The sequence below is a fragment of the Sporomusa sp. 246TCP1 genome (assembly GCF_057319775.1).
The window spans coordinates 2,030,249-2,055,899 of sequence record NZ_CM170492.1; the positions used below are offsets into that span (position 1 = coordinate 2,030,249).

Annotated in this window: 19 protein-coding genes and 3 riboswitches; all 19 genes read right to left on the bottom strand. The window is 47.6% G+C overall.

What is annotated here, in order from left to right; genetic code table 11:
- Positions 1 to 63 precede the first annotated feature (63 nt).
- Entirely contained in the window at positions 64 to 957 is an 894-nt protein-coding gene (locus AC1ECB_RS10015; protein ID WP_485668562.1) for a sirohydrochlorin cobaltochelatase, read from the bottom strand.
- A gap of 168 nt (positions 958 to 1,125) precedes the next feature.
- A riboswitch (cobalamin riboswitch) is annotated at positions 1,126 to 1,309 on the bottom strand.
- A gap of 82 nt (positions 1,310 to 1,391) precedes the next feature.
- Positions 1,392 to 2,159 carry an acyl-CoA dehydratase activase gene (locus tag AC1ECB_RS10020; RefSeq protein WP_485668563.1) on the bottom strand — a complete coding sequence of 256 codons (768 nt, stop codon included), beginning with the start codon at positions 2,157 to 2,159 and terminating at the stop codon, positions 1,392 to 1,394.
- 11 nt (positions 2,160 to 2,170) lie between these two features.
- The gene (locus AC1ECB_RS10025) at positions 2,171 to 3,415 is read right to left on the bottom strand and encodes a 2-hydroxyacyl-CoA dehydratase subunit D (RefSeq protein ID WP_485668564.1); all 1,245 of its coding nucleotides are present in this window, start codon (positions 3,413 to 3,415) and stop codon (positions 2,171 to 2,173) included.
- Entirely contained in the window at positions 3,408 to 4,355 is a 948-nt protein-coding gene (locus tag AC1ECB_RS10030) for a 4Fe-4S binding protein (protein WP_485668565.1), read from the bottom strand. Before AC1ECB_RS10030 ends, AC1ECB_RS10025 begins: the two co-directional genes overlap by 8 nt.
- Positions 4,356 to 5,216, bottom strand: a complete 861-nt coding sequence (locus tag AC1ECB_RS10035; protein WP_485668566.1) for a hypothetical protein — start codon at positions 5,214 to 5,216, stop codon at positions 4,356 to 4,358.
- A 178-nt stretch (positions 5,217 to 5,394) separates the two neighbouring features.
- A riboswitch (cobalamin riboswitch) is annotated at positions 5,395 to 5,578 on the bottom strand.
- A 494-nt stretch (positions 5,579 to 6,072) separates the two neighbouring features.
- A complete protein-coding gene (locus AC1ECB_RS10040) occupies positions 6,073 to 6,384 on the bottom strand; it encodes a hypothetical protein (protein ID WP_485668567.1) in 312 nt (103 codons plus the stop codon).
- A gap of 149 nt (positions 6,385 to 6,533) precedes the next feature.
- Positions 6,534 to 8,447 (bottom strand): VWA domain-containing protein, encoded by a 1,914-nt coding sequence (locus AC1ECB_RS10045; RefSeq protein ID WP_485668568.1) that lies wholly within the window; start codon positions 8,445 to 8,447, stop codon positions 6,534 to 6,536.
- 17 nt (positions 8,448 to 8,464) lie between these two features.
- Complete coding sequence (locus AC1ECB_RS10050; RefSeq protein WP_485669313.1) at positions 8,465 to 9,490, bottom strand: magnesium chelatase ATPase subunit I; 1,026 nt, start codon at positions 9,488 to 9,490, stop codon at positions 8,465 to 8,467.
- Positions 9,491 to 9,534: 44 nt separating this feature from the next.
- On the bottom strand, positions 9,535 to 10,794 hold the full coding sequence (locus tag AC1ECB_RS10055) for an ABC transporter ATP-binding protein (protein WP_485668569.1): 1,260 nt from the start codon (positions 10,792 to 10,794) through the stop codon (positions 9,535 to 9,537).
- Positions 10,791 to 11,834, bottom strand: coding sequence for a FecCD family ABC transporter permease (locus tag AC1ECB_RS10060; RefSeq protein WP_485669314.1), 1,044 nt, complete (start codon positions 11,832 to 11,834; stop codon positions 10,791 to 10,793). The genes AC1ECB_RS10055 and AC1ECB_RS10060 overlap by 4 nt, the downstream gene beginning before the upstream one ends.
- A 49-nt stretch (positions 11,835 to 11,883) precedes the next feature.
- Positions 11,884 to 12,900 carry an ABC transporter substrate-binding protein gene (locus AC1ECB_RS10065; protein WP_485668570.1) on the bottom strand — a complete coding sequence of 339 codons (1,017 nt, stop codon included), beginning with the start codon at positions 12,898 to 12,900 and terminating at the stop codon, positions 11,884 to 11,886.
- Positions 12,890 to 16,603 (bottom strand): cobaltochelatase subunit CobN, encoded by a 3,714-nt coding sequence (cobN, locus tag AC1ECB_RS10070; RefSeq protein ID WP_485668571.1) that lies wholly within the window; start codon positions 16,601 to 16,603, stop codon positions 12,890 to 12,892. Before cobN ends, AC1ECB_RS10065 begins: the two co-directional genes overlap by 11 nt.
- A gap of 20 nt (positions 16,604 to 16,623) precedes the next feature.
- Positions 16,624 to 17,727, bottom strand: a complete 1,104-nt coding sequence (locus tag AC1ECB_RS10075; RefSeq protein WP_485668572.1) for an adenosylcobinamide amidohydrolase — start codon at positions 17,725 to 17,727, stop codon at positions 16,624 to 16,626.
- A gap of 17 nt (positions 17,728 to 17,744) precedes the next feature.
- Positions 17,745 to 18,584 (bottom strand): carbon-nitrogen hydrolase family protein, encoded by an 840-nt coding sequence (locus tag AC1ECB_RS10080; protein WP_485668573.1) that lies wholly within the window; start codon positions 18,582 to 18,584, stop codon positions 17,745 to 17,747.
- A 35-nt stretch (positions 18,585 to 18,619) separates the two neighbouring features.
- Positions 18,620 to 20,593 (bottom strand): TonB-dependent receptor plug domain-containing protein, encoded by a 1,974-nt coding sequence (locus tag AC1ECB_RS10085; protein WP_485668574.1) that lies wholly within the window; start codon positions 20,591 to 20,593, stop codon positions 18,620 to 18,622.
- Between the two features lie 66 nt (positions 20,594 to 20,659).
- On the bottom strand, positions 20,660 to 22,021 hold the full coding sequence (locus AC1ECB_RS10090; RefSeq protein WP_485668575.1) for a nitrogenase component 1: 1,362 nt from the start codon (positions 22,019 to 22,021) through the stop codon (positions 20,660 to 20,662).
- Positions 21,948 to 23,246 (bottom strand): nitrogenase component 1, encoded by a 1,299-nt coding sequence (locus AC1ECB_RS10095; protein WP_485668576.1) that lies wholly within the window; start codon positions 23,244 to 23,246, stop codon positions 21,948 to 21,950. Before AC1ECB_RS10095 ends, AC1ECB_RS10090 begins: the two co-directional genes overlap by 74 nt.
- Positions 23,233 to 24,045: a nucleotide-binding protein gene (locus AC1ECB_RS10100; protein WP_485668577.1), complete on the bottom strand. Its 813-nt coding sequence runs from the start codon at positions 24,043 to 24,045 to the stop codon at positions 23,233 to 23,235. The genes AC1ECB_RS10095 and AC1ECB_RS10100 overlap by 14 nt, the downstream gene beginning before the upstream one ends.
- Positions 24,046 to 24,203: 158 nt before the next feature.
- Positions 24,204 to 24,387, bottom strand: a riboswitch (cobalamin riboswitch).
- Between the two features lie 414 nt (positions 24,388 to 24,801).
- The gene (locus AC1ECB_RS10105) at positions 24,802 to 25,563 is read right to left on the bottom strand and encodes a carbon-nitrogen hydrolase family protein (RefSeq protein WP_485668578.1); all 762 of its coding nucleotides are present in this window, start codon (positions 25,561 to 25,563) and stop codon (positions 24,802 to 24,804) included.
- Positions 25,564 to 25,651 lie beyond the last annotated feature (88 nt).

A 25,651-nucleotide genomic window follows, 5' to 3' on the forward strand; every position in this document is an offset into this window, starting at 1 on the left:
CCCTCGTACGATTACTTGCAAAATCAACGATGATTGTCAGTCAGACCGCTCTCCTGCCCCGGGTCAACAATGACTCGCATGACCCTGACTGTGGCAGTGACCCTTGCTGCAGCAATGAACATGTCCATGGTGCGGATGAGCCATGGCGGCTTTGAGATGAGCTATATAGATATCTTGAATAGCTGTATTTTCACCTAAGCCACTAAAATATACCTCAACCGCAAAGCCTGCCGCTACTAGCTGTGATTTAGCTGAATCCTCTTCCTCGCCAGCCATATCATTAGTGGCATGGTCACCGGCTACCAGCATAAATGGCATCAATGTAACCTTCTTTACCTGTTTCTGTTTGAGCTTGCTGATAATTCTGGCTAGTGACGGATATCCTTCCACCGTATAAATATACGTATTTGTAAATCCGGCATCTTCAAGCTTTAATTGAAGCACACCATAGGCGGCATTGGCCGGATGCATCCCGCCATGTCCCATAAGTACAACAGCATGTGCCGAATCCGCTGCCGACAATTGAGCTGCCAGCGCTTTTATGGCAATTTCGTAATCATCAGGATGGTTGTCCTGCCCCATGGCGTAGAGCAGCGGACGGCCTAACCGGATTTTTTCAAAAACCTTCTCATGGGTATAATGACTAACAATTCTTCGAATCTTTTCATATTCAGCCCCTGGCACAATATGCAGCGGCTGAATATATACTTCCTGAACCCCTTCAGCCTGAAGCCGCTCTAAGGCTTGTGTCTCATTAGCAATCTGAATCCCGTCACGTTCGGCCAAAATCCTGATAACAGTTCGCGAAGTAAAAGCCTGCCGCACCTCATATTCAGGAAAAGCGGCACGAATGCGGTTTTCCACGCTCTCGATATTTAGCTTCAAGGACTCTGGATAAGAAGTGCCAAAACTAACAACAATGATAGCTTTTTTTTTCGCAGCTTGTTCTTGCGTCATACATTATCTCCTCATTTCTTGTAATAGTAACTAAATAAACCCCTCTCTGAAATTCAGAAAGGGGGTTTATTTTTAATAGAGTTCGTTTTCTATGGTTATCCCTGCCTTGCTACAGCGGTTCCAAAAAGCTCTCTCCATAATCCCCTCCTCATCGCTCGTGAGTAAATAACGGTGATTGACAGACAGGCAGTTCTCCTGGCTCTGGCTCATAGTTTACCCAACCCTTCCCAAGACACAGTAGTCTCAGTGGCATACCTTGGGTTAACTCCCCATTACAGTGGCGGGACCGCGCCGGTATTTCACCGGTCTTCCCTATTAAGCCCCGTAGGGCACCTGGCTCGGCAATATTTAGTTGTTATTCGTCATATTATCATTAATACTATACCCTCTTGGCAGGTATTGTCAATAACAATTAGTAACAAGCAGAGTGAACATTACATCAAAGAACATGCCGCGCCATAGGCAACTGTGAATTGGGGATAGGATAGAACATTAACATCTCTAAAAATTTCATCTTCAATGGCGGATGCAAGTCCGCCATTATTTGCCGAACCGCCATCAAGATACAAATCGTCCTCAATTTCTTGATTTCCCAGCATACCAGCTATGCGTCTGGCAATCGATTCATGCAATCCCCTAATGATGTTCTCCTTTTTTGTCCCTTTGGCTAAAAGAGATACGATCTCGCTTTCTGCGAAAACCGCACACGTACTGTTGAGGTTGACAGAAGCATCAGCATTGTCAGCTAATGCCGCAAAATCATAGATGGGGGTGTCCAAAATACGCCCAGCCATTTCAAAAAACCTCCCGGTTCCAGCCGCACATTTATCGTTCATTTTAAAATCACTAAGTTTTCCATCTTCAGAAATTCGGATAATCTTTATATCCTGTCCACCAATATTAATCACTGTACGCGCTTTTTTACCGCTTAATAAGTATACTCCCCAAGCATTGGCGGAGACTTCATCAATGACGGTATGTGCCTGCGTTATCAGATTCTTGCCATACCCGGTGACAGACATACCTTCAATATCCTTTTTCTTTATCGCCAGATCAGTCAGGCCATCGTCAATTAATTTGAGGGCCAATGCTTCCTGTCCCGGCGCTGTTGGTACTACTTTTTTCCACAGTAGTTCTCTATCTTTAACAATTACAGTTTTTATGGCGGTGCTGCCAAGATCAAGGCCAATTTTAAATTCCATAGTTATCTCCCCTACTTTAATGTTTGTTTAAAAGCTTCTAGACGGGTCAGAATGTTTTGGCTGTCTTCTTTCACATAATCAGTTTCAATCTTGAGAAACTTGCTGCCGCTTGCTTTTAATTTAGCTTCAATTGTAAAGCTCTCAATATCATACGGATGACAACCCTTTAATACATGAAAAATAATTCCGTTTATATTGTGGCTCGCTGTTATCCTCAAAATAGTATTGATACGCCTGTCATTATCCGCGAAGGTTGGACAGCTGCAGGCCTTATGATATCTTTCAGCAAGTGCTTTTAATAGACCGTGTTCAGATGGGTCGTCATAAACAGTCGCTCCGGGGAATATTCTTTCGGAAGAACAGAGATCATCGGCACAAACCGTCATACCTGCCTGTTCAATGAGTTGTAACATCTTGAAGTTAGGAAAGATGATCGGTGAACCGGCGAGAAAAATCTTATGAGGATTTGTCTGTGGTTTTATTGATTGAAATTTTTTCACTACAAGTTCTAGCTTTTTTGCCCATCTACCAATATCATCAAACATAAATGTATTGGCAATGGCAGTAAACCAGATTCCGGAGATTATATTTTTTCTTTTTAACTCAATCAGTTCATCAAAAATTCTCCAGACATTCATAAATGCATTTATCGAATTCATGAGCTCTTGTCTTTTTAGTTTATTGCCCGTTTTTTGCTCTAAAAACAGTTTTAATGCATAAATTTCTTCAACCCAGCGTTTTTGACCCTTTTCGTTCTGTTTAACATGGGGAAGTTCGAGAAAATGTAAGTGTCCGATTTTTTCTTTCACTATTTCAGGCATCTTCACGACCCAATCGCAGGTTGTCGGTACAATCGTAGCATCATAACAGGAAGGTGCTGCGGCACCAAAGTTCATACTGCCAATATATGCCTTGAGCATGGGACACATAAGCACAGGCAGATATGCTGCGGAAAGTCGCTGCGCTGAATAGGAACCGCTGCATAGTTTTACCGGATGAACCCCAAAAGCATGAAACAGCTCAAATGGTGCTTGGATGCAAAAAAGTCCGATTAGCGGACGGCCTACTCTTTTCCGTAGTTGGTCTGGCTGTAAAGGACATGCTAATAAATCTAAAAAATAGTCAAATTCCGGGGTATAGTCAGTTCTTTCTTTCAATACGTTAATTTCATGACAATATTCTTCACAAGTTTTTTCATACACTTTTGTTCGCTGTCTTATGCGGCGTTCTTCTTCTGTTTGCACAATTTTATTCATCCAATGATTTCCCCTGTTGATAGTTTTGGGCAACATATTTTCGTGACGAAGAAAATATGTTGTACTTAAGAAATTTTGCAGTCAATGTATTGTCTTCAGGACAAGCCTCAATACATCTCATACAAAGCATACAGTCTTCACTCATAACGTTTTTTTCCGTCTTTTCAAGATGAACATCCCTAATATCCATAGGACACATTCTTTGGCAATTACCACAGCCCGAGCAGGTATGCACCGATTTTTCAAACCGGATAAAACTGATTTTTTTAGACATTTGAATCAAGGGCAGCATTGGGCAAAATAGACAAAAAAATCGGTCTTTGAAAAAACTTCCTATCAGCGTACCAGCTGCAATCATTATGGATATTACGGAAAAGGTCAAGGTGATTGTGTTCGTAAAGTCCAACGCGAAATTTCGCGTATCCCCAACAAACAGAGGCATAATCGGTTTTGCCGGGCAAATCTGACAGAAGAATAAGTAAAAATCGCTATGTAGTCCTGCATATGTAATCAGCAGCGGAATACTAAGAAGCAGTGCCAGTAATACATATTTAACCGGCTTTAGGCGCTCCCGGGTTTTCCAGGAAAGTTCTGTTTCCCGTATTCCCAGCTTCTTTCTGAGTTGGGACAACCAGTCTTGCAATGTACCGAACGGGCATATCCAGCCGCACCATATTTTTGACAATACGATTGTTAAAATAGCAAAGATCAAAAAATACAGTATTACCTTAAACCCTTTGTAGGAAAGCAACTCGGGAAAATAGAAGCCAACCCCCCATTGTCCCTGCAGCGCCATGAGATAACAGTTTCCAGCGCATCCATGAACATAAGGGCAGGAAAAGCAGGGCATAGAATACCCAAAATTCAAGCCAATGCGACCGCCATAAGTCCATACCACAAACATAAGATTTTGTATTAGCAAGCGTATTGTACCTATCATTTAATACTTAAAACTCCTTCTTCGAAATAGTACAACACCTGAAATAACTGCCATTACAGCAAAGAAGAAACATAAGCCCAGGGTAAGATTATTGTGAGCAGACAATGAGCGGCGCAGGAGAAAATTCATTGAAGTTTTATATACTTCATTTCCCACGAATTCTTCCGTATAGATAATTGTCTCTTTATATTCATGATATCCGCCGTCATCTAATCGTTGATCATGGGGCGGAGTAAAGGAAAACCTACCATCATCACCAGGCATAAGTTTTTCATAACTTTTATTGCCTATGTCGATGAGTTTCATTTCTTGGACAGGATAGCCGGACGGATGAATTGGCTTATATAGGAACTGGAATGTTTGGCCAGTCTGAGCCCAGGGGAAATTCCCGGCTGACACCAGGTCAATGGACGTAAATGTTTTGGAACTTTCCAGCAACACCGGTTCCTTTTTTATACTTTTATCTAACCCATCTCCATACAGAGGAAATGCTATCTGGGCTGTAAAATGTTCTTGGGCGCAGGTTCCTGTAACATATACATAATAAAGAAACTGAGTGGAAGTATTGACCCTTAAGAAATAAAGGCCGTCTTTTTGTTCTATCGGGATGATATAATATTGTTTTTCACCTTTCTGTCGTCCGTCACAATAAAATGCTGTTAAATTTTTAATGTCAGCAATAGTTAGCGAATCAGAACTGCTATTTAGATATACAGTTTGCGTTATCGAGCCGTTCGTTTCATTGATCTTTTTGCCGTATTCAAGCCAAAGAAAGGCAGTATCTTCAATGTTACTGCTTTCTGCGCAGCCCTGAAAAGAAATAACTAGCAATAGAACAATGCCTGCAAGTTTAGAAATCATTTCTTTCCCACTTCCTGCTGTCTTTTAAGCATCACCACTTAAACAACCCCCTCCCATAGGTTCTGGGGAGGGGGTTGTTACAAAAAAGAACCATCCAAATAAAAATCCCGGCATAAATTAATAGCCGTAAAGGGTAGATTGTTCCAATAATCCCCTTCCCATCGCTCGTGGGTAAAAAACGGTGATTGACAGATAGGCAGTTCTCCTGGCTCTGGGTCATCGCTTGTCCAAACCTTCCCGAAGCTTTCGCTGCAGTGGTATATCTTGGATTTGTCCCTATTACAGTGGCGGGACCGCGCCGGTTTTGCACCGGTCTTCCCTATTAAGCCCCCTTTGGGGGCACCTATCTCATCGGTATTCAGTTTTGCAATTCAAATCAGTATATTTGACACACTCCTATATGAAGGTAATTATAAAGTATATACCCGTAGTAGAGTCAAGGAGAATTTTATTTATATTGAAGACCGCTGTGCGCCACGCGGAAAGCAAAACTATCTGGCAATAACCCGGATCTTCACCCGCATCTCCTATCCTGACGAATACCCCCAGGCGCAAATCAAACCGCAAGGACTCTATGCCAAAATTGCCACTCCTGACGGGTACCACAGCAACTATAAAAGTGCAATCAAAAAGTTGCTTGACTTTAAAGCTAAATAATCTGGAAATTATCGGCGATGATTACATTAGCCAATTAAGGAATTACTGGGCCACCGCTAACCCCAAAGAATATGTTACACAAATTGCGGTCCAGGTTGACTACAAAAATTAGTAAAACACGGCTTGCGCTAAACCTTTGGCGCAGGCCGTGTTTTCTTTTTAAGCGGTCTCATTTGCTTGCAGAGAGCGCTTATGTATTTTATTCGTGTTTATGGCAGTGGCCTTCGCCTTTTGATTCCAGCACCTGCTGGAAAATCTTATGGGCTTCTTCCGATGACTTGCCGTTTTCCAGTGCTTTTTTGGCATGGGCAACAGCAGAATGATATTTTTTGTGGGCTTCGTCGTTAGTTGTTAAATTATCAATATCGTAATTCATGATTTTGTTAAACATCTCGTGGATTTCTTCCGAAGATTTCCCGGCAGCTTTCGCCGCTTCCACATGTTTCATCGCCATCTTATAACGATATTCCGCATGGGGAGTTTTTGGCAGTTCATACTTTGGATGTGCCATGTAAATCACCTCATTTTATATTTTAGGTCAAATCGTTTAACCTGTCTAAAATGATAAGGTATCTTCCTAGGATAGAGTCAACAAAAATATTTTAAGCTTTATTTTTTTAAGCAGCTTGGAGCCAGCTGCTTGCCCTTCATCCTCTTTTCCTAGCCCAGCTTCTTCACAATATGAAGGATTTTTTGTTCCGACAACTCCTGCAGACGGTAATAGGCGGCGCCCATTGCCTGTGCCACAGTCCGGGCTACTCCCAGCTTGATAAAATCCATCTCGGTATCAATGACCACGCTGGTTAATCCGGCCAAATTAATTTTCTCCGCCATATTGACCGCAGCGGCAACCGGGTCCACGCCGCCCGCCTTGCTGCGATTGGCCCGGCCGTCGGTCACCAATACCAGGATGGGCTGCATTTCTTTTTCTTTCTTCTGCATCGACTGCAGTACTGTAAATGCGGTAGCCAGTCCTTCTGCCAGCGGAGTTTTTCCGCCTGTCGGCAATTGCTGCAGGCATTTTTGCGCTAAATCCACGCTGCGGGTAACCGGTAGCAGAACCTCGGCCGTTTCCCGCCGGAAAGCAACCAGGCCAACCTGGTCCCGTTTCTGGTAAGCATCCTGCAACATGGAAAAAATGGCGCCCTTTACGGCACACATCCGTTCTCGGGCCCCCATGGAGCCGCTGGCATCCACCACAAATAAAAAGGTGTTGCCGATGCGTTTTTCCCGGACTTTCTGCCGCAAGTCCTCCTGCTTAATGGTGATGCAGCAGTTGCCTTTGGTGCGCAGGCGCTGGTAGGGAGCAGCCGCCCGGAGCGTCGCGTCAAAGGCCAGATCGGTCAGTTTGCCGTTCGGCAGACAAGACCGGACATAGCGCCCCTGTTTGAGGTCGGTGCGCGTCAGGCTGCGCTTGCCGCTGCCCTGTCTGACCTGCCGGTCCTGCGGTAGTGACACATTCAGTTTCGCATGGGGGGAATTTTTATCAATATCGGCAACATGCTCCTGGTCGGCGGCATCCTCCGGCTGTGGCGGTAAGTCCTCCTTTTTGTCCTCTGTATCGTCAGTAGGTTCCGAATCATCCTGTTCCGTATCCTCCGGCGGCTGATTATTTTCTGGCGGCGGGGGTGGCGGGTCAGGCTGTTCCGTGTTATTCTCCTGCTCATTCTCTCCTGCCGCCGACTGATCCTCTTGCTCTTCCATTTCAGGCGGCGGACTTTCTTGCTGCCGCATGCGGTGCGGCAATACGAAATAAGCCGCTCTTTCCATATCAGCAGGCAGCAGATAACCCCTGCCGGCCAAGGCGGCGACAGCTTTGGCCGCCTCCAGAAGGAAAAGTTCCGCCCTATGTCCGTCCGAGTGCGCTTTTGCACAATATTGCGCTGCCAGTTCCATCATGGCAACACTGATTTCAATGGTAGCAAGCACTGTTCTGGCAGCCTGCAAGCTCTCTGTCAGCTCCCGGGTAGCGGTTTCATACTGTCGGCAAAACAAATCCGGGTCTTTCTCGTAGGTTAAGACGCGGCGCATGATTTTCGTTCTGGCGGCCGGGTCTGTCTCCCTGTTGACGGCTACAAACATTCCAAACCGATCCAAAACGGTAGATGTCAACGTTCCTTCTTCCGGATTCATTGTGCCGATTAGGGTAAACCTTGACTCGTGCTGGTGAGAAATACCTTCCCGCTCAACAATATTCACGCCGCGGTCAGCGGTATCTAATAGGCTAATTAATACCTCCCGGCGCAGCAGGTTGACTTCGTCCATATAAAGCACCTGTTCATGCGCCCGCGCCAGAATACCGGGCGAAAATACCTTTTTGCCACAGGTCAAGGCATATTCCAGATCAATATTGCCAAATACCATATCTTCTGTTGCATTCAAAGGCAGCTCGATTATTTTCTGATCTGGAAGCACATTTGTTAAGGCACGCACCAGACTTGACTTGGCTGTCCCTGTTTCCCCGGCAACCAATACCCCGCCTGCTTTGGGATTTGTCAGGGCAATTAAGAGTGCCTGTTTGACATCCTCCTGGCCCACAACTGCTGCGAAAGGAAAAGTGATTCGTTTACTCATATTGATTCCTCCCGCATTTATTGTTCCTGAAACATGGCTTCTACAACATCCCAGTTGAGCACGCCGTCTTCGAACGGCCGCCGCCGCATGCGATGCGGCAGAGCCAGCCGGACAGCTTTTTTGATATCTTCCACCGTGGTTTTGTCCCGCCCATCCAATGCTGCTAAGGTAAGAGCCGTTTTGATGACGGTAATATCGGCCCGGTGGCCGTCCACTTCGAGTTTGATTGACATATTGGCAACCAGCGTCAAGAGCTCATCGGCAATGGTTACTTGCGGCAGCAAACGGCTGGCCTGTAGAATCGCTTTACCCAGTTCATCCTGTTCTTGTTGATACGCTCGGGAAAATACATCTGCATCCTGCTCGTACCCCAGCCGACGTTTGATGACTTCCACCCGCTGTCCGGACTGGTGTTCACCGGTGACTGTAATCGAAAGGCCAAACCGGTCGAGAAGCTGCGGACGGATATCGCCTTCTTCCGGGTTCATGGTGCCAACCAGCACAAACCGGGCCGGATGCGAGTAAGACACTCCTTCCCGTTCTACCGTGTTGACGCCCATTGCAGCTGCATCGAGCAGTACATCCACTACATGGTCGTCCAGCAAGTTGATTTCATCCACATATAAAATATTCCGGTTAGCCTGGGCCAGGATGCCGGGATCAAATTTCTTTTCCCCGCACTTAATGGCATGCTCAATATCAAGTGTTCCGACAACCCGATCTTCTGTTGCACTGACCGGCAATTCAATCACTTTCATTTTCACCGATTGTGCAGTCAAGGTCGCCGTTTTATTCTTCTCCACACAAGCTTCGCACATATGATGCTGATCCTGTGGGTCGCAATGGAACTGACATCCCTTGACTGCTTCCATCGCGGGGAGTAAATCGGCCAGCGCACGCACAGCCGTCGACTTGGCCGTCCCTTTCTCGCCTTTAATCAATACGCCGCCCAAAGCGGGGTTAATCACATTTAGGATAAGAGCCAGTTTCATATCTTCCTGTCCGACAATAGCGGTAAATGGGTACACACCTGTTCTCATAATGAATCTCCTCTGCTTTTTAAGTTCATTTTATATTTGTTTTAAATTCAATCAGCAGACCCATTGCTTTCGATCTTCGCTAGAAATTGCATCGAAGTCATTACTGTAACCTGTTGCTGTTGTACTAGTTTTCGGTATAGCTGTGCCGCCTTACCAGAGGTAAAATCCCGTTCATCAATTGGTGTATCTTCAATCACAATCAGTTTTGGTGCAGAAAAAGCCATCTTCAAATTAACCATATTTTGCTTTCCATAGCAGAGATTGCCCAAAACCACCAAGTCAGCACTGGCAATTTTTTGCTGGTGCTGCTGTGCCTGCTGGTCAGTAATCTCGCTGAACGCTTGCCCAGCCACAAAGTCAATGCCAAAAGCAGTTGCCACGTCGGCATCCGTATCCCCTGCCTGTAACACACCGGCTGTTAACCGGTAACCACGCTCGTACAAACTCCGCATAATATCGCCGGTAGAACCGCCGCCGCCAATAATATGGATGGTTGGCTGACTATTGATGTTACCGGCTGCCGCATAGGTATGAATATCCAAATTACCGGTCACCTTATTTAAAAAAACAGCCGAATGCAACCCATATGCTTTCGCTAAATTATCTACCGTAAGCACATCGCGTGGAATACCGTCGGCTGCGATTTGGCCATCCGCCAACAAAATCAGGCGGGAGCAAAATTTAGCTGCCATTTTAATATCATGAGCAATAAGCAATACGCTTTTTCCTTCTTTGCAGATAGTCTGGCAATAGCGGAATATTTCTTCCTGATAGACTAAATCAAGACTGGCAGTCGGCTCATCAAGAAAGATTAATGGCGTCTCCTGCGCCAGCACTTTCGCCAACAAGATACGCTGCCGCTCGCCGCCAGACACTTGGTTCACCGGTTTATCCGCCAAAGCCTCGATCCCGGTGAAAGTCATGTATTTTTTAGCGATGTGACGGTCTTTTTCTGTTTCATTCTGCCACCACTTAAGATAAGGATAACGCCCTGCCAGTACTACTTCCAAAGCAGTAAAACCAAAACCGACATTGACTTCCTGCTGCATATAGGCAACCAGCCGGGCCGCTTTTTTGTCGTCCAAACTGTGAATCGGGTGGTTAAATACGCTAACCTGTCCGGACGCAAGCGGAAGCATGCCGCGCAAGCCTTTCAGAAGCGTGCTTTTACCGGCCCCGTTTGGTCCAATGATGCCGATGAATTCGCCTCGCCCGACCCGAAAACCACAATGGTGTACAATCGTGCGTTCACCAATTTTGACAGATACACCCTCAGATACTAAGGCATACTGGTTTGCTCTTATCACGACAGCCCAACTCCTTTTTGTGCCCGGCGCAGCAGGTACAAAAAGTATGGCGCACCGGTCAAAGCTGTCATAATGCCAACGCGGATCTCAGCGGGCGGAATCAACAGCCGTCCGACCGTATCGCATCCTACCAGGAACAATCCACCGGCCAGAGCGCAAGCCGGCAACAACACCCGGTGATCCGGTCCGATCAACAACCGTATAATGTGCGGCACCACCAACCCTACAAAACCGATAGACCCGCTGACACACACCGCCGTCGCCGTGGTAACCGTCGAAATAAATAATAGCAGCAGCCGGAAGACGAATACCGGTAGGCCAACTGAACGAGCTTCTTGTTCACCCAAAACCAGAATATTTAAGTGTCTGGCTAAAAAGCACAAAATGACAACTCCAATAATTACAGGCCCGACTGCCAAAAACACATGCTCCCAGCGCCGGTAATCAAGACCGCCAACCATCCAGAATAAAAATTCGCGTAACCGGTATTCGTTCATAAAAGTGAGAATACCAGATGTCATCGCCCCTAACAGCATACTGATGGCCACACCGGCCAAAAGCAGCGTCATAACCGGAATCTTTCCATCACGCATGGCCAAAGTGACGGTAAGTCCCACAGCCAAAAGCGCCCCGGTCAGCGCGAACAAGGGCATGTAATATAATCCATTGGCCGTCAGCCCCAAGGCGACTGCAATCACCGCCCCCAGGGAAGCACCGGCGGAGACACCGATGATTCCCGGATCAGCCAAGGGGTTGCTAAATACCCCCTGCATGACAGCGCCGGATACACCGAGAGCCGCCCCAACCAGAAGCCCGACTAAAGTGCGGGGCATCCGGATGTGCCAGACAACCGCCGTCTGTTCCGGCGTCAGCGCCGCACCTGCAAAACCGGGTAATCCCAGTTGCTGGCCGATAATGGCCAGCGTTGCTGTCAAAGGAACCTCGACTTGTCCCGCTCCTAAAGACACCAGAATGATAACGGCCAGCAATATTCCAAGAATAACAAAAACAAGTCCCTTACTTTTTCTCCTGTTTTCCATCTGTTCCAACCTTTCTCTTGTTCCTGGCCGAATAACGCCATTTAGTCCCCTACTCCGGATAAGCCGCATTCATAATGTCTCGAATGGCTTGTACAATATCCTGCGAAGCACAATATAGATACAAGTCAGGCAACTGCACCAGGCGTTGGTTACGAATGGCTTTTATGGGCTGCAGAGCCGGATCGTTTTCCAGGTCGGCCTTGATTTTATTAACATCGAGTTTACCACTGCCCCAGGTTGGCACTAGTATAAGATCCGGATTGATGCTGATAATGCATTCCTTGGTCAGCGCATCATTTTTTCCCAGACCGGCAGCTGCCGCACCATTAATTACCCCGGCATAACTGCACATATCGTCAAACAGGCTGCCTTTGCCGCCATAAGCGGCCATATGGGAAATCAGCACCAGCGTCTGGCGTCGTTCTGACGGTATGGTCTTGAGTTTAGCTGCAATATCGGCCAGTTCTGTTTCCATGCGGGTCAGCAGGCGCGCACCCGCTGCTTCTTCTCCAATAGCCTGCGCAATCTCTCGGATAGCCTGCTTTACTTCCACAACACTGGAGGGTCCTTTACTGACAAACACCGGTATCCCCATGTCACGCAGCGTTTGAATGAGTTCGCCCCGGTTCCAGTCCGGAGCTATCACCAGGTCAGGCTGCAGCCCAATGATCTGTTCGGCATTGTAGTCCTGCAGCCTGACAGGTATACAGTCTGCTTTGTCTGCGATAGTCGATATACCAGGGTCATCAGCCAGATAATGCAATGCCATTACTCGCTCCGGCTGCGTCATGCCCAAAACCATCTCATCGCTGGACAAAGATAAGGTCACAATCCGTTGCGGTTTTTGCGGCAGCTTGAGCACATATCCCTGCGTGTCGATTACCTGATAGCTGGTTGTTCCTGTGGCACAGACAGCGCTTGCTGTCTGACTACTGGCACAGCCTGCTGCCAACAACATACTCAAAAGCACAACTACCACGGCAACAAGTCTGCCATACTGCCAGACTGCGCCATCCCCCCGTTCTGTGGACACTCGCAACATGGCACTTTTGCTATTACGCGTCATTGCGTTCCTCCAACTCGCCTTCAATTGACAAGTATAACTGTTCCAATTCGCGCTTCGTTTCTTCTTTAGCATTCCATAAGCCACGCTGCGCCGCTTCCAACAGAGTTTCCGCAATCCGTTGCAGTGCCCAGGGATTGACTTCTTTCATCCATTCCTGCATAGCGGCGTTAAACGCGTATTTTTCCGCATACTTTTCGTACATCCAGTCTTCCATAATATCACTGGTCGCATCCCACTGATAACTGTGAGCTACGTAATTGGATAGATCAGCAGCGCCTTTATAGCCGTGCTTTTTCATGCCTTCAATGAATTTGGGGTTAATGGCTTCGCCCCGGAACATTCGCTTGAGTTCTTCCTGTACACTGCGCATCATAACCTTCTTCCGGTCTGAGCTGTCGCCGCAATACGAGCGGGGCGCTTCGCCCTTGATGCTGCGGACGGCTGCAATCATGCCGCCGTGGTAGGCATTATAGTCATCCGAATTCAGCATACTGATCTCGCGATTATCCTGGTTTTGAATGGTAACATCCAGGCTGCCCATGCGGCGGCTAAACAATTCCGGTACATAAGCACCTTTTCCGTTGCCGCTGTAGGCGTGTCCACCCCAACGGACATAGACTTTTGCCAAGTCATCAATCGTTTCCCAATTTTTTGCTTCCAACACATCACCGATACCGGCTCCGTAAGTTCCGGGCGGGTCACCGAAAATCCGCCAGCTTGCCTGTTCCCAGGCAGCAGTGCTGTCCATCCCCTGTTCTTCCATAGCTTGGGCATCGTCGGTAATGTGTTTTTTTACATAGTTCAGGTCCGGTCCTTCCTCTAATTGAGAAACCAATTCCACTGCCTTGTCCAGCCAGGTCGATGCCATCGGCATACTATCACGAAACAGACCGCTGATCCGTCCGGTCACGTCAATACGCGGACGTTTCAATTCCTCTATGGGGATAATTTCCACGTCAACCACCCGCATACTGCCTTTTTGCCATACCGGCTTGACACCCATCAGGTACAAGAATTGTGCGATACACTGACCGTGACTGCGCATGTTGCTTGTCGCCCACAGGACAATACCGACATTTTCAGGGTACCGCCCTTCTTCAGCGATATAACGCTCAATCACATCATCCCCCATGGTCTTGCCTATTTCCCAGGCCGCAGGCGTAGGCAATGTACGGGGATCTACACCGTAGAAGTTCCGGCCTGTCGGTAGAATATCGGCTCCACCGCTAGTCGGAGCCCCGCCCGGCCCTGGTTCAACATAACAGCCTTCCATTGCCGCCATAAGATTGGTGATTTCCTGCGTCGTATTCGCCAAGTTGGGAGCTATCGTCCGGCAAACATAAGAAACTGCCGCTAATAGACGCTCCCGCAAATCGGCAGAAAGTGCCGCCGCCCAGGAAAATTGCAGGACCTCTACCGCCTGATTCGGGTTAAATTCATGCTCAGCCAACATAACCAGGATAGCGCGGCAGCATTCCCGGACATCGTCAGCCAAAGCACCATACGTCTTGCTCCCATCTGGCAGCATCATGGCGCTTTCCTCTAAAAGCTGGTAATAGTCATATCCATATAAAGCAGCAATCGTCTGCGTAAGCGAAGGAATATCGCCGTTATCGACCTTCGTGAGTGCCAGCAGATACTCAATCAGTGTTTCCCCGGCTGGTGGGCAGCCCAAGGTATGCAGTCCGGTTCGAATTTGCATGTTTTTGATATCGGTAACATACGCATGCAAACGTCCCACAAAGTCGTCAAATGGCTGCTGGGGATCTTCCGGCACATCTTCCAGCAAATTAGCCTCAGCCGCTTTAGTACGAATCAGTTCGATGACAGCATCCAGCTTATCCGGCTGGGTTTGTTTGAAATGGCAGTACTCATCCAAACTTTTTTCCAGTTCTTCCAGTTCTTCATAGGTCCCGGCATGACTCATGGGCGGCGTCAGATAACTAATCAGGCAGGCTGCGCCGCGCCGTTTGGCCTGAACGCCTTCACCCACCACCGTGATCCAGTAAGGGTAGATATTCGGCAAATCGTCAATGGATAAGTCAGGATAGCATGTCCGCGACAGTCCGGCACCTTTGCCTGGCAGCCATTCCAGTGAACCGTGGGTGCCGACATGAACCACTGCATCTGCCTGCCAGATATCGCGCAGCCAGTAGTAATAGCCCAGGTAATGATGGGTAGGAGCGCAGTCCGGCGAATGATAGAGTTTCGCTGGATCTTCCCCAAAACCGCGCGGTGGCTGGACTGTAATAAACACATTCCCGTTCAGCATGCCAGGAACTAAAATTTTTCCGTCATAGTGAAACACATCCCCTGGCGCCTCACCCCAGTCTTTTACTAATTGTTCCTGGGTCGCTGGTTCCACGGCATCAAACCAAGTCTGGTACTGAGCTTTTGTCAATTGTCCATCTGCTTCCGCAATCTGCTTTTCGGTCAGGCACCGCCTGTCATTGGTGGCATGGGCGATTAATTCATTCATGAAAGACTGACTGTCTTCAGGAATACTGCCAATCTGGTAGCCCATTTCCCGCATTGTGGCCAGCAATAGGCGAATGCTCTCAGGCGAATCCATGCCGGCGGCGCTGCCAATGTTCGAGTTGGTAGGCGGATAGTTATGAAAGATGATACCAATTTTTTTCTCCGCATTGGGCTTGCTGCGCAGTTTGGCCCATTTTCCCGCTTTGCGTACCATCATATTGATACGTTCCGCAATGGGAAGAAAGACGGCATTGCCATCAGACTGATATTCCCGCCCGGCTACCGGCACGCCATGAAGGGCTCCGTCAAACTCAGGCATCGCAATGCTAACAGCCATTTCCATGGCTGTCATCCCTTCAATGGACTGTTTCCATTCCCCCCGCGACTGGTATAGCGTATAGGCCTGCAAAATCGGAACACCCAATTGATTCAGCGATTCCTGGTCAATAGCTTTCATTGATGTCATAGAAAACTTAAAAGTATTTAACAACACATCAATACCGGCTTTATCATCCTGATAGAAAAATTCAGCCACCGTTTCCCGCAGTCCCGGTGAATTTAATTCTGGATTGCCTACATACTGACAAAATACAGCCAGGGCGTTCATACCTTGCCGCTCAATCTCTTCCACCAGCGCCGCCTGATAGGCCAAGTCACCCCAAACCCATTCATCGCGATAGAATAAAAGTCCAATTGTTGGCCTGTCAACCTTACAATAGGCCGCACGATATTCTGCCAGGTCGGTAAAGGAACGCTCGGCCCGCGGATGGTAAATTCCATGCCACAGCAATGGTTCCGGTTCTTTCACTGGAATGAGTTCCTGGCAAAAGACTTGTGCCAGCCAGCACCAAAACTGGCGGAAATTTTCAATTCCGCCATAAGACAGATACTTTTGCATCTGTTCCTTCTTTTCCATTGAAACGCCGTAAGATAGTTCGCCTGCGCTCGGGTCAGAAATCAGCATACTATGGGTAATCTTCTGTTTATGCAAAAAATCAGCAGATTTTTTCAAAAATGTAGTATCAAGACCGCTGCCCATCCAAGTAAAAATTACAATATCGCTAGCTGTAAACGTCTGCTGCCATTGTGCCCCCCAAGGCACAGAATCAGTTAAGAGCACTGTCCTGCCTGCCGATTTAATGCCTTCTTGGACAAGACTCTCCCTGGCTCTTTCCAACATAAGATATTGACGTTCCATGTTTGTCAAAAAAATAATTCGTCCCATCTTATATCCTCACTTTCTACTTATTCTTGCTTTATCAAACAAGCCAATATCATCTGTTCCCAGGTTTTCACTAATAGAGCGACTTCGATTTGCTGGATTACCGGAACTATAACGCCAAATTTTTTTCCAACACTTTGCAATAGATCATTGCTGCATTCACAAACTTCTTCGGGCAACAGTAATTTCCATTGCAATTGGTCAAGCAGATGAACATATAAGGACGTATAGGTAACGACCGGCGATTCTCGTTCCCACTGCCGCAGTGACTGTAAAAACGCTTCTTTTTCCTTTGGCTGTGCCGTAACCGTCAGATAATCCTGCCACAAGGTTTCCTCAGTTACGCCATAGCGCTTCAGTCGTCGTAATACACTGTGCTGCTTGGCCGGAAACAACCCGTTCTGCTTTTGCAGCGCCTCAGTCACCGCTTGTTTTACGGCCAACCCAATCAGTTCACCCAGTTTGTTATGTTTACCGGCGCCTTCCAAATAAAGCGGCGATTCCGGGTTGGCCAGCACGATACTCTGATCGGTGCCGGAACCGGTTGCCAGGCCGCTTGAATAGAGACTGCCCACCAGTAGTTCCTGCAAAGCCGCCGTTTTGGCTTCCGTGCAGGTTACCAGCGCCCTGGCTAGTGTTCCGGGCGGCATATCGGCGTCGATAATCAGCATGATATTAATCGTCCCCGGCTTATGGGCGACCGTTTTTTCAACAGGGGTATAATGCTGGGCCGGATCACCCACCCGGCCGCCGTTGCCTTCTACCCCCGCTGTGGCAATCGCCGTCACCACCAATTCCCGATATTCTTTGGTGACGATGGCCACGTTTTCCATGCGTGCCGCTGTTCCCATACCGGTTGTCCGCTCTGGATCAAGCCCGGCGCCGATTGCCAACAAGCGCATATGTTCCTGATAGGTGCCTGCCCGCAAGCGGGCATGGCTGCCGTCATCCGGTCCGCAGTTGTGATTAAAGATTCCGGTTAAATCCTCCCGGTAGCCCCCATTTAAGAGCGATGTGCTCAATACTTTCCGGGAACCTTTAAAAGCGATGGCGATGCTTTGGTTGCCAGGCCGCCAAATGACTTCATCGCCCATGGATAATGTATGTAATAAAATTTCTTCTTGCATTAATTTCGCCCTCCATTTCATAGACCAAGCACCTTGAAATCAGCCGTCAGCAGTGTCTGGCCTGACTCATCCCAATCAAACAGGAGAACGGCCTGCTGTAAGCCGCTGTAAGCCAGCGCCAGTTTGCCGTCGACAACAACGGCGCTTTGCGCTTTGCTCAAGTCCATGACTTCCTGATTGCCGGTCTGGTTGCAAATCCAAACCGGCAGACCGCTTTCCCGGGAACACCGTTCCCAGGCATTGACCGGCGGACCACCGCAGTGTCCGGGAGGCCAGGCTGCCGGCACGATGATGACCTGAGCCTGCTTGGCCTTTAGGGTCCGGGCATTTTGCTCAAAGTAGGCATCGGCGCAAATCAGCACGCCGACCGTCATCTCCCGGCAGACAAAAGGCTCCAGTTCGGTTCCTTTATCCGCCCAGCCCTCGGCACCGCTGCCGTGAGAGTGCATTTTGCGGTGGCGGCCGATGATTTCCCCCTTGCCGCCAATGACCAGACAGCTGTTATAACACTGTCCGCTCACTTCATCCTGCTCGGCACAGCATAAAAACACCGTCAGCCCATAGGCGGCCGCAAGTTCCCGCAGCGGCTTCAGCTCCGGCGCCGGCTGCACCGGAATGGAAACCGGGTGGCCCTTCTGGGTGAAAAAGTAGCCTTGTAGCGCCGTTTCCGGGGTAATCACCCACTGGGCCCCCGCTTCGGCAGCCAGCGTTGTGGCCTGCTGCAAGAGCGCCAAATTCCAGCCTTCCGGACCGCCGCTTACATCAAGATGTAATAAGGCAATACGCATGATAATTCTCCTTATTTTACTTTTAACCGATATTTTTTCTGACTCATAAGGAAAGAAGATGCCCGCCACAGGCACCTGCTGCCGCTCAGCCTTAAAATTGATAATTAAAATTTTCTTTCATAGGTAAGACTAAAGTTTGCCGGTACACAATAATATTCATAGTTGTTAACAACGTCTTTTCGATTTAGAAGGTTACGCCCTATTAATTTGATACTATCCACTTTAGTAGGTTTATAGTTTAACGTAACTGTTAAATCACAACTATTGGCTAAATTATGATCAGGTTTAGTAGCAGTAGTACCTTGATAAGTATAATATGCAGGTTCACGGTCAAGATAAGCAAAAATACGGGCATCAGCCATAAACTTGTCTTTATTATAATTAGCACCGACATTGAGGATATATTTGCAAGCATCTTGCACCCATTTTGAAGTCGTTTTGGAATAAGCTTTAGGATCTTGGATGGTTAGACCAATATTTGCAGATAATTCCGGATTTAACTTTTGTGTATAATTTAATTCCAAACCGGTGTTTTCCCATTTATCTCTATTTTTCATAATACTGGCGCCTGAGGAAGTTTTGTCCCAGTAAAATTTGTCTTTCACTGTCATATAAAATACATCCGCGGAAACAGCTTTATGTGCGTCTTCAAATTTATATCCTAATTCATACGACCAACTGGACTGGGGTTTCAAATCAGGATTAACGACAAAGTTGCTGTCATAGCTAAAGCCAGAACTGATAGCAGGCATTTCAAAGGCTTTCCCAACATTAAAATAATACGAGGCTTGATTATTGACCTTATATAGCCCTTGTAGTTGAGGTAAGAGCTGGAAATCGCTATCCTGATATCTTGAGCTTGTCACATGATATTCACGCAGACCAGCTATAAAGCTAAGCTTATCTGTCGCTTGATAATCATATGATTGATATAAAGCAAAACTATTCCTATTATTTTTAGCACTTGTGGTAGCACCATAATGATATGACATGTTTTCACGGGTGAAATTAGCTCCCAATATCAAAGAATTCTTATTGCTGCGCAAATCTATTTTTTTCTGCACATCTAAATTAGCATTATAGCCGGAGAAAGTATTATCAGAGTAGTGTGTAGGATACGATTGATCATATACAGCTGAACTATCGACAGTATTATAACCGGCTGTAATTTTCAAGCCTGTATCCTTGCAGTCATACAGTAAGGCATAGTTATTAAAAGAAGTATCGATATTTGATAAATACTGCATATTAGGAACATAGTTAATAAATTTACCTGATTCAAATTTGGCTTTATTATTGGTTCTGCCATAGCTGAAGGTTAAGTCATCAGCTAATTTCACATCAAGATAGATTTGTTCAGCCTTCTTATCTTTTATATTTAATGCTGGACCTGCGCCAGTGGCACTGGCATGCATAATATCGTTTACATCTTTACTAATAGACTTTTTCATGCCGAAGTTAAAGGAATCTGCCTGCACATTTACGCTCGCTTCGTTTAATCGATTACCAACTGTACTATAAATACTTCCGGTAACCTTGTCGGTTTTACCAGGTTTTTTGGTGATAATATTAATTACGCCACCTAGAGCCTGCGGGCCATATAAAACAGAGCCTGCACCTTTTACAACTTCAATTCGTTCTACTTGATCAATGGGGATATTATTTAATGTACCAAAATTCATAAAATTGCTAGGGGTTCCGTTTATGAGAACTAATGTTCCTTGATCAATACCACGAAGTCTGATTCTCGACGACATTCCTGAGACGCTATAGTCGCCGCCATCATCTTGATAGGCATGAACATTAGTCTGTGTTAGATTTTTTACAGCTTCAAAAACAGAAATATAACCACCGTTTTTGATATCTTCGGCAGTAATAACCGAAGTGTTGGCCGGTGTGTCAATGAGTGACTTTTCAGTTCGTGTTGCTGTTACAACAACTTGCTCCAGGATATATTTTGATACCTTTGAATCACTTGATTCAGGTTCGGCAGCAAAAGCATTGTTGGTGATAAGCATCATTGACATCACAACTCCAAAGCAATAACAATACTTTTCTTTTTTTCTTTTTTTTGACATGATTAACCCTTCTTTCTTGTAAAAATAAAGATATCGATGATTCCAGCCTGAAACATCGGCTGATCTTCACCTCCCCCACTGACAAAAGTTCATATATTGATTCCACAGCCGCTCCGTCATATGACAGGAACCGCGGAGCCCCATAAATGGCCGGTCGTGAAGAATGATCTCATCGTGCACCGGCAGGGAGATATGCTGACAAACCACATTGGTCACAGCCTGTTGCTGCAGCAAGGCTTTTTCCTGACCGCTTGCAAGGAGCAGCCCAGGTGCCAGATTAAGCAACCGGTCTGCTATCGCCTGGCTGTCATTTTGACCATCCAGTACGCTGTCAATACTTGGCGGCGCCGGATATGCCGCCGCACCGTCATGCAGAACCACGGTCAGCGAGCCGGTGGCTATCCATTCCGAGCGCAACGCCTGCGCCAACGCGAAGGCAACCGATGCAGGCCCAGCCACCAGCGAGTGTTCAAACCAGGGCTCGCCCCACAGGCGCTGCATCTCCCGCGTGACGGTGCGCAGCCGGTGCTGCAGTTTGTCTGCCTCCTGCTGCACAGCCTGTAAGCCATTACTGCCAATTGGCAGTGCCTGTCCTATTGTGTTCAACCAGTCTACCGAGCCTGCCAAGCCATAAGGCGGCAGTAGCGACAAATACGGTATGCCATATTGTAGCTGCAGATCTTGCGCCAGCTTAAGGCCCAGTTCGGCATGAATGACCAGGTTTAATTCCGCCTGGGTCATGGCTGCGATTTCTTCGATGCTGCTGCCTGCACCCGGGCAAGCCAATACTTTATACCCGGCCAGTTCCAGCAGGCGTTTTAACTCTCGCAGGTCATTGTCCGCGTTATAATAACCGATCGAACAGCCCAGCAAGTTGACGGTATGCGGCTGTACTATGCTGCGGTTTTGCAGTGGCATTACTGCAAAATAGGCTTTTGCAGCCGCCCGGTATCCTTCCCAAAAGCCGCCGGTCAATCCGCCGCTGTCTATACACACCACCGGGCAGGGCATAGCGGCCTGAACAGCAATGCCGGCAATATCATCGCCGATCAGGCTGACCGAACAGCTATTTTCAATTAAGAGTACTGACGGTCGGGAGGATTGACGAATCGACTCCAACGTTTCCAGCAGGCATTCCTCGGTGCCGTACACAACGGAATTATTATCCGGCTGTGTGCCAAAGAAGCGTTTTGCAATACCGGCACAGGATTTTTCCACATACCTGAGTGCGTAAAAATAGCACCAGAGCGGCCCGTTCGCCACAATAGCGGCATCCGGAATACCGGCAAAGAAAGCCGCTGCCCCGGTCAGCGCACAGGTGTTGACCTGGCTGCAAACATCACTCCACTCTTCTTTACCAGCCATACTGCACCCCTCCTTGGCTCCCAGGCCGTTTTGCCAGTTGTCCCAGCTTATTCCATAATTCAATCATGCCCCCTACGCCCAAGGGCGGCAGTACCGGCAGGTAAAACTGCCGCAGGGCATCGTCTTCCAGTTCGTGGGTTGTAACCACTACATCTGAGGTGTGCAGCAGGACTTCGCCCTCAGTTTCATCCACAATAGGCGTGATGGTATGCTTTGCCAGTTCTTGCCGCATAGCCGTTTTCTGCTCGCCGGTCAGGCCTTTGAATAAAAGAATCTTGGCCGGCGTCACTCCGGCCAGGGTAAGCAGCTCTAGCACCCAGCCCGGCTGTAAGTGGATGAGCGGACGGCCAATACCGAGCACCACCCGGCGTTCCTCTAGAGCTCGGCGGCACTTGGCCGCCGCCGCTTCCAGCCGTTGCGCCTGCTCCGCTTCCGCCTGCAGGGCCTCCTGTTCCCGGCCCAGCATTGCGCCCAGCTGCCTGAGCCAAGCCTTTGTCCCGGTCCAGCCTACCGGAAAATCATGATCCAGAAAAGGAATTCCAAACCTTTCCTTCAAGTCGACAGCTAGCCGGCGCATCCATTCATAGGACTGGGGTCTTCCTCCCAGTGGAATACAGAGTGCCGAAGCCGGCACGTTCTTCATCTGCTCCAGTGTGGCATAACCCGGGAAACGGCCCTGTACCTGCAGGCCGAAAGAACTAAGCAGTGTTGCCATTTCTTTAGCATCGGCCCCGTGGGGACCACCGCGGTCGCCCAGCAGCGTAACCGTATTGGCTCTGGCCGGTTGACGCTGCATAAACCGTTCGGCCAGAATTTTAGCGGTATAATAAAAGCCGGCATGATACTCTCCGTCCAAAAAACCGTTGCAAGGTACTGTCAGCACCGGTATGCCGAAGTCTGCTTCCGCCTCCCGGGCAATGGCCGGGGTATCGTCGCCGATTACACCGGCCACACAAGAATTGGCAATCATAATGTACAAAGGCTTGTACCGCTTAACAACATACTCAATACACTGCCGCAGTTGATCGGCACCGCCAAAGATAGAGTGTTCCTCCTGCAAATTACTGGTGATGAGCGGCGCTGTATAATGCCTGGGAACAAAGGTCCCGCGGGCCAATGCGTGATAATGCCCGCCTAAGTCCATTTCCCGGGTTACATGCCCGCAGGCCTTCGGACTGTGATAAATCACCACAGCGCCTTCGTTATGGGCCACAGCGCGCCAGACCCCCGGCATACTGCAACTGCAACTGCGTTTCATCGTTATCATATACCGCTTATTCAACACCATATTGCAGCACCAACTCCTCCAATTCTTCAAAACCAACCGGTGTCGGCACTGTTAAGGCAGCGTTCTCCATGATCAAGCCGGCAAGTTCCCGGTATACATCGGCCTGCGTGGACTGGGGTGCCCATTCAATGACAGTTTTACGGTTTATTTCCGCCTGATGCACCATCTGGTCACGGGGAATAAAGGCAATCAGTCGGGTATTCAATTTTGTTGCAAACTCCTGCAGCAGTGCCTGTTCATGAACAATATTGCGGCTGTTGCCAATAATGCCGCCCAGACGCACCCGGCCACGGCCGGCAAACCGTGCTACCCCTTTGGCAATATTATTGGCAGCATACAAAGACATGAGTTCACCGGATGAAACAATATAGATATCGGTGGCATACCCCTCCCGAATGGGTACGGCAAAGCCGCCGCAGACCACATCTCCCAGCACATCATACAGAACGACTTGATCTTCATTAATTACCTGCAGGGCATTCATTTTTTCCAATGCAACGATAATGCCGCGTCCGGCACACCCGACCCCCGGTTCCGGACCGCCGGCTTCGACACATTTCACCCCGGCAAAGCCGGTATGAACAATTTGTTCCCGCGTGACCTCATCGCCATACTTTCTGGTCATATCCAGCACCGTCTGCATGCATGTCCTGCCCAATAGCAGCCGCGTGGAATCGTTTTTGGGATCGCAGCCAATCTGACAAACGGAATTTCCCAGCTGTGCTAGTGCTGCCGATACATTGGCTGCTGTCGTTGATTTGCCAATACCGCCTTTACCATAAAACGCTATCTTTTTCATATTTCTCCCCCTATCAAATAACCAATAAGCCGCTAAATACCTTAAACAGCTATTAATATAAAAATCTCCTGAACAATGTTCAGGAGATGAAAATATGCAAATGCTGATATACAACATCAGTCTATGTACAAATCCCCTCCCCATCGCTCGCGGGTCAAACGGTGATTGTTAGATAGGCAGTTCTCCTGGCTCTAGATCATCGCTCCTCCAAACCTTCCCAAGACAGCTTGTCTCAGTGGCATATTTCGGATTCGCTCCCTACTACAGTGGCGGGACCGCGCCGGCATTACACCGAACTTCCCTATTAAGCCCTTGTCGGGCACCTATCTCAATACTATGAAATTGTAATTCTTCCATCCACAATCCGAAACCGCAACATAGCTTACGCCCGGCAGGCAACTGCAGAAAACCCTTCCTTATATGCATAAGAAAGGGTTTTAAACCATGAGTTTATTCCAATAAAAAACCTAGCTTAATAAAAAAGCTAGGAAGGATAAACTGCTAATAACAATCCCCTTCCCATCACCTGTGGGCATAATTGGCGATTACTGATTTATGTAATTATACATGAAGTTAATTCCAATATTATGCTAACAGACTTTATACCATCTGTCAACAAAAGAGTTGCCTAAACGACATTAGTTCAATACAAAAATACCTACCTATTTCTCGCTGATTCGCCGTTCCCTGTGTTTACTTATAACTACTCATTAAATCGCCTTCTTCCTCCAACACCGCTAAAAAACTACTTCAATCTCAAACGGCTATTACTGTAAATTTCGATGATAATAAGCGTTGACTATAACAATCCCAATTGAAAAGTAGTACTGCGGGTAAACCATTATAGGTTATTTGCACTTTTGCATCTACAACCACTGCACTTTCCGCTTGACTAAAATCCAGTGTTTCCCCCTTGCCAGTCTGGTTACATATCCATATTGGCAGTCCACTAGCATCAGAGCTTCTTTCCCAACAGTCAATTGGATGACATTTCCCTAAAGTCCAAGCTGCTGGTACGATTATAACTTTTGCTCCCTGTTTTTTTAAAATCTGCGCGTACTCAATATACCAAATATCAGAGCAAATTAGAACTCCAGCCATCATTTCTTTACACAAAATAGGCGCCAGTTTGTCATTTTTAGATGCCCACACTTCTGTGTTTACCCCATGAGGCTGCATTTTTCGCTGGCAGCCTAGTACTTGACCATTTACACCGATTACTAAGCAACTGTTATAATTTTTACCTGTCATACTATCCTGTTCGGCACAACCCAAAAATAGTGTCAACTGGTAACGCTTTGCTAGTTGTGTCAACAGATAGAGTGACTGACTAGGCTGCACAGGTAGTTCCATCGTTCCTGTTTTATGAGCAAAATAATAGCCTTGTACTGCGAGTTCCGGAGTAATAATCCAATTGGCACCTTGCTCGGCAGCCAAATGAATAGCTTTATAGAGCAAAGTTATATTATGTTTCTCAGGTCCGCGGCTCAAATCCAAATGAAGAAATGCTACCCGCATATCGTAACCTCACTAGAATTTTCTATTTTTCTCATGTTTATTTCACTTTTTATATATAAACAGTGATTTATCAGGGTTATTATAAAAT